The sequence below is a fragment of the Pseudoalteromonas sp. bablab_jr011 genome (assembly GCF_016464045.1).
Lineage (GTDB): Bacteria > Pseudomonadota > Gammaproteobacteria > Enterobacterales > Alteromonadaceae > Pseudoalteromonas > Pseudoalteromonas lipolytica.
In genome coordinates, this window is record NZ_JACDWU010000289.1 from 1 (window position 1) to 6,078 (window position 6,078).

7 protein-coding genes and 1 pseudogene are annotated in these 6,078 nt (G+C 41.2%); 1 reads left to right on the forward strand and 7 read right to left on the reverse strand.

Annotated features, from left to right (window positions below):
- Nucleotides 1–135 (forward strand): annotated as a pseudogene (locus tag JIG41_RS22950) (ISAs1 family transposase); the annotation flags it as partial.
- Nucleotides 136–201: 66 nt separating this feature from the next.
- On the opposite strand, the gene JIG41_RS17735 reads toward JIG41_RS22950, so the two are convergent.
- The 7 genes from JIG41_RS17735 to JIG41_RS17765 form a co-directional block, all read right to left on the reverse strand.
- On the reverse strand, nt 202–1,149 hold the full coding sequence (locus tag JIG41_RS17735; protein ID WP_199525190.1) for an IS5 family transposase: 948 nt from the start codon (nt 1,147–1,149) through the stop codon (nt 202–204).
- Nucleotides 1,150–1,461: 312 nt separating this feature from the next.
- Nucleotides 1,462–1,896 carry a hypothetical protein gene (locus JIG41_RS17740; protein WP_138558919.1) on the reverse strand — a complete coding sequence of 145 codons (435 nt, stop codon included), beginning with the start codon at nt 1,894–1,896 and terminating at the stop codon, nt 1,462–1,464.
- A gap of 3 nt (nt 1,897–1,899) precedes the next feature.
- Complete coding sequence (locus tag JIG41_RS17745) at nt 1,900–3,288, reverse strand: TraB/VirB10 family protein (protein ID WP_199525191.1); 1,389 nt, start codon at nt 3,286–3,288, stop codon at nt 1,900–1,902.
- 11 nt (nt 3,289–3,299) lie between these two features.
- A complete protein-coding gene (locus JIG41_RS17750) occupies nt 3,300–4,433 on the reverse strand; it encodes a type-F conjugative transfer system secretin TraK (protein ID WP_199525192.1) in 1,134 nt (377 codons plus the stop codon).
- Nucleotides 4,434–5,144: a TraE/TraK family type IV conjugative transfer system protein gene (locus tag JIG41_RS17755; RefSeq protein WP_036973924.1), complete on the reverse strand. Its 711-nt coding sequence runs from the start codon at nt 5,142–5,144 to the stop codon at nt 4,434–4,436.
- A gap of 9 nt (nt 5,145–5,153) precedes the next feature.
- Complete coding sequence (locus tag JIG41_RS17760; RefSeq protein WP_036973922.1) at nt 5,154–5,450, reverse strand: type IV conjugative transfer system protein TraL; 297 nt, start codon at nt 5,448–5,450, stop codon at nt 5,154–5,156.
- A 3-nt stretch (nt 5,451–5,453) separates the two neighbouring features.
- Entirely contained in the window at nt 5,454–5,819 is a 366-nt protein-coding gene (locus JIG41_RS17765) for a hypothetical protein (RefSeq protein WP_055022201.1), read from the reverse strand.
- Nucleotides 5,820–6,078 lie beyond the last annotated feature (259 nt).

Consider the following 6,078-nt stretch of genomic DNA (forward strand, 5'->3'; position numbering starts at 1 on the left):
ATGAGAAAAATAGCCATGGCGTTATTTAAACAAGATACAACTAAAACAGCCAGTATGGCGAGAAAAAAGAAAATGGCAGGGCTAGACGATGATTATCGCTCAACCCTGTTAGAATCTGGGATTAAAATGCGCTAGCCGTGGGTAAAACCACCTCTTTTAGCCCTTAATTCGCCGTTTTGGCGGATTAAGGGCGCACTAACCCTAAGCCAGCAAGTATTTCCTACCGATCATGAGGTTCGTTAGCCCCGCCAGCAGGCACAAACGGTTATGGTTTTTATCAAGCCCTTTGTAACGAACTTTGTTATAGCCAAATACGCACTTGATGTAGCGAAACGGATGCTCAACTTTAGCGCGTAGCTTGGCTTTCATTTTTTCAATTTCCTGCTCATTTTCGGTCATGGTTTTACGCTTACTGATTCGAGCACTGATCAGCCAGGCAAGATTTTTGCGCTCTTTGTTTTCCCTGCGTTTTTCAACACCTAGGTATCCAGCATCACCAAATACACGCTTTTCTTCGCCATGTAGAAGGCTTGCAGTCATGGTTACGTCGTGCACATTGGCAGCCGTACTTTCCACGCTATGAATCATACCTGTGACATCATCCACGCCGATATGCATCTTCATGCCAAAGTGCCATTGGTTGCCTTTCTTGCTGGAATGCATTTCTGGGTCGCGCTTGTGGCTTTGATTTTTCGTTGAGCTCGGTGCGGAAATAATGCTGGCATCCACAATGGTGCCTTCGCGAAACAGCAAGCCTTGATGCTGCAAGTGCTTGTTAATTTCCTTCAGAAATAGCTTGCCCAGCCCGTGCTTTTCAAGGAAGTGACGGAAGTTTAAAATTGTTGTTTCATCAGGAATATTGTCTGATAAACGCAATCCTGCAAAGCGGCGCATTGATTCAATTTCATACAGCGAATCTTCCAGAGCCGGATCGCTAAGGTTGTAGAACAACTGCAAACAGTGCACTCGCAGCATCACACTGAGCGGATAAGGGGGACGCCCCATTTCACCTTTTGGGTAATGCTTAGCGGCGCGATTCTCCAAGCGCTTCCAAGGAATAATGGCATCCATTTTTTCCAAGAAAATCTCACGACGCGTCTTACGCTTTTTGTTCTGGTATTCTGCTTCGGCAAAAGTCAACTGGCTCATGATTCGGCTCGCTGGGCTAAAAAATGGTCGATGCGGCTATTATCGCAAAAAGTGGGGAGTTATTCAGAGGCTCCTTAAGGACACTTTGGTGGCTGGCTCTTTCAACAAAACTATTAAACTCACTCATTAGTGAATCATAATTATTTTTAGAATTAATATTATATATCAGGAGAGAAAGCTATCGCGTTGTTTTTTTAATCGCTCTCGTGGTTAATTAACGCCTGATGTAAATTCAAGGAATTTGATATCAAAAATAGGACATAGATCAAAAAAAACCGCCTACAAAATGATGAGGCGGTTTTTAGTTGGGATCTAATTTGTGTAATTCTTGGCGCTTTTAATTGTTTTATTGAATTCACTAAGGAGTGAGCCATAATCTATTTCAGTTTTAATATTGTACTTTTCACTAAGGTTATTTAGCTCGCTCATAGTAAGCGTAGCAGATGATGAGAAATTAGGCTTTGCAACTACATAACTTTCATCAATAAGCATTACCCCTTTGAGCTGATGAAGTTTAATATAACGCTCGATATAAGATGCCAGCTCTGCAGGTGTAGCCCCCTCTGATGTAATGCGCTTTGAAATTTCTTCTGGATTAAACGTTTGAACTTTCGCATAACCTGCAATTAAATCAGTTACTTCAATCATCGATTTTTCGCTTACTGCTTTTGTGTAAGATACACCAGCAAAAAATGCTAAGGCTGACATTACTAGGCTTATAAGAATCATTTTTATATAGTCATTCATTGTCTAATCACCTAATTTTAGTTTAGTGCCAGATAGCACAGCGAATGTAATTGAACGTCCCGGTGATATCTCAATTACTGGGTGAATCTGTTCTGCTAAAGCGATGTAGTATTCAGCTAGTCTATCCATAGCATCAGCTGAGCCTTGGAACACACCAGCAGAAGCAACGGAGCCTAAGTCTACTGATTCCCATACCGCTCTATCACCACCAGACGTATTGATTGATGTAGTTCGTTGAGGTGCAACAGCTTTAGAAATGCCACTCATAAATCCAGCTGCCATAGAGCCTTCTAAGAGGTTGCCATTTTTGCTTACAAGTCTGCCGGCTATACCAAGTTTGCCATCAAAGTCAGAAACTGCATTCGCTTGAATCGCGCTTTCAACACTCTTACCGTCATTACGTACACATGTAATTGATTGTGCTCGGATATGCGCTCTTTCGCTTGATAAATCCCCGATTGCTTGGCCAATAACGTGACACTCGCGAATATCTAAAGTGAAATGGTTAGGTAAGATAGCTTCTTTTTTAACTCGGATTACAACCGGCATAGGAGAAGACTTGGCTGCAAGCTGTGTTGGAGCATCCAAACCAGTAAGTAAAACACCAGAGAAAAATGAGCCTGCAGGCAAGTAAACAACACCCCCGTCAGAATCAATTAGTCCACCTTCATTTGGATCGCTTTTCTTTTGGACCTCTTTTTCAGGTTTTAGACTTTGTTGTGTGATCAACAAATCTTTTTGCTGCTTTTCTTCAACAACACCCGAACTCTTAATACTTCGAACGCTGCGTTGGGTAATAGTTCTAATTACACGGCCTTCGATGTATGGTTTTGCAGTAACAAGCTGAGTAGGGGTTCTGTCAAAGACCCTCTCATCGTACTGTTGTGGTGCATCAGCTATAGCTTGTTGCCCTTGCTCTGCACCAGAGTATGAAGTGTTGTAATTTGAGCGTGAGCCACCATTTGATTGTCTATTATGTTGGGTGTTTGCATATGCTCTATCGCGCACTTCCAGTTGGCGCTCGTAATCTTTCAATTTTAGCGTCAGGTCATCGATGCTTTGCTGCTGTTGCTGAACCATCTCAAGTACACGCTCTTTTTCTGTATATACCTCACGCTCTTTTCTGCGAATTGAGTCTACAGACTTGTCATAGATTTCGTCGAATTCGTTTTTATCGATGTTAGCAATGCTTTCAGAATCAAATAGCCCGCGTACTTTACCCTTTCCATCAAGGCGGTCTTCAGCTTGTCTTGCTGCAATTCTGTCCTGCAGACTGGTTTTATTATCACTCGAAGACATCGACTTATAACCAAAGAACGCAATAGGAATAATCACCAGTATTGCTGCAAACTTTCTAACTTTGGGATTTTCCCATTGTTTTTTAATGCTCATTTCTACCAGCCTTAGTTGATTACACGAGGACGTTTAGAGTTAGTGTTAACAATGCTTTGGCGCAATTTGTCTCGCAGGATATAAACTTCTGTTGCTTCGCCAGGTTGAAGTAGTGATTTGTTGTAAATGGCAACGGCCATAACATCACGTGACTCGCACATTTGTTCACGAATTGTATAGGGGCGAGTAGTTGTATTTTGGACTCTGACTACATCAACAACTTCTCTTGGACCGACAATTCGCTGTAGTACTTGCTGACTAATGGTTAAGCCGCAAGGTTGGTGCATCGCTTTTGATACATCATGAGAAAGTGAGAAACCTTGTGGTATTTCACCTTTACCAACAGGTTTTAGAATTTGCTTAATACGCGCTACTCGATCTGTTTCAACATTTGCGACGTGGCCTTCAGTTAAAGACGCTTCAGCTAATGCTTCTTGCTCTTTTATTTCCGCTCTGTGATTTGCGCCTTTGTATTGCATCGTTTTTGAAAGATTCACATCGACATTTACAACAACCGGCATCGCTTCCATTGGTACCAATGTAAGGTTAATCATTGACTCTGGAACACCTTCTTCAAACAACATTAAAGCAACAGGCTTAAGTGAGTTTAAAGTGATGTATAAACGGCCATCTTCTAATTCAATGACTGATTCTTCGTCATGGGTTCTAGCAGCAACCATCTTAAAATTAGTTATGATTGGATTCGTCAAGCCGACAGCTACAGGTACAGCGATATTAGCGCCCGGTTCAAGATTTCTAAGGTTTTGGGTTGGCTTGTATTTTGATTTAACGATATCTAGGAATGAGTACCCATTACCTGAGCGAATTGACTGTGCAGTTTGTGGCTGCTGGTATTGGTTAAAGTCAGCTTCATTCATCATTCCGTTTGGTTTTATGTTATCGGCAATTTGATTGATTTCATCTTGAGGTGAAACTGTTTTCATGGCAGGCTCACTTCGACTATCTAATTTAATGCCGTTTTTAGCCGCTTCAAATATGGCTTGCTTTGTAACCGGAATAGGTTGTTCATTTACTACTTCTGTTGGTAGCTTGAATGTATCGCTTGGATTTTCAGTTGCATCATTAGCGAAGGTGAATGTACTAGACGCACAACCAATGGCTAAAAGTATTGATTTCGTTTTCATCTAGTTGCTCTCCTGTTGTTCTTTCACTTTCAGTTCTTTTGCCGCTTCTAGTACCCCTATCTCCAGCTCACTGTCATAGTAAGGTTGCGACTCTAAAGTTCCCGGTTCAGCATCGCCACGCGCTTCCATCGCTTGTTTTCGCTTTCTTGGGGTGCCCGGATATTGATCTAAGTGAGTGATTTTAGGTCTTCCATTTCTTGCGGTGATCTTAAATTCGTAGCTCCACTTCGTATCTGCTTTGGGCTCTCCACCAATGAAAGTGATTTTTTGGCCCCAAATGGTGATTAAATCAGTTTCAGGCTCATGAATTAGGTCGTCGGCAATAAAAACTTGTCGTATATCACGCATTTTTATCATTTCAGCTTGCTTATCTAGCATTGGCTCGATTTCAACTTGTAGTTGTGGAGATAACATTTTCATCATTATCTTTTTTACAAAATCGATGTTTTGCGAGTTAATGTTACCTATTAGAGTAGAAACGCTGTAGGCCCATGCTTGTTGGTAATTCTGGTTAGCTTTATCGCCTTGAATTGTAAGCTCACCAAAGTAATTCTGTTCTGGGATAACAACGACTTCACTGTCTTTGAAAAACAGTGTTAAAGCGCTTAGAGCAACTGTAATGGATAAAAATAGGTTAGCTACTCGGCTTATGTTGTTAGATGCAACCATCGATTTGAAGCTTCGAACTGAAGCGGATTTATCATCAAGCATTTTCTTGCCTTAGCGGTGGTATGTACGTTTAACTGGATCTGCAATTGATTTGCTTTGATTGGTTAAGATGAACCCATAAGACCAAAGCTTGTGTTTAACATAGGCTTTAGGGAATCGGCCTTTAACCTTTTGAGAGATATAAATGTATGCCATGGCTAGGCATACAAGGATAAAGGTCTGTTTTGTCACCATGCCAATCGCTACCGCGGCCATCAACGGTATTACTTGTTCTTTAGTAAATACAAACAAGATTAATAACGGTTGGTTGATGTGGGTCTTACAGCGGTAGCGATTGGGCGTTTCCATGTTTTAAAGCACTCCAACTGAAGCAGTTAGGAAGTACTCAACAGCATCTTGTGCATTTGCAAATAGCAGTGCGATAAGGAATGCACCCACACAAGTAGCATAGTTCTGCTTCATAATGCCTTGGAAAGCAGCAAAGCCAAATGTGAAAATTGAAATGATGATGCCAGGTGCGCCGGTTAACCAGCCAACTACTTCATTGTAAACTCCGTATAGGAAGTCACCAGAAGTTGGAGCCGCAGCCATTACGCCTTGTGAAATTAATAGAGCTAAAGAGATTACCATCAGTGCGATGGTCGCTTTTTTAGCAGTAGACATTTTTTTAGTGATTGTTGGTGCTTCAACAATGTTTGATTGGTTGGTTAGTTCCATTTTTAAACCTCTTAAGAGTTAATGTTCAACGTTAAAGTCGAATTAATCTTAAACTCTTAAAAACAGCATAAAGCCGGATTTTTATTTAAATTTGAATAAAAATTAAGGAACTCGATTCTGAACATTAGGCTTGCGCAATCTCACCCTTTCAAGGGCGAGTCAAGCAAGAGGTAACTAGTCTTTTTTCTGACTTAAAGCGCGTGAAGTTTTTACGGCTCTTTCACTTGGCGGTGTGTTTTGATTTTCAATGTACTGCTTA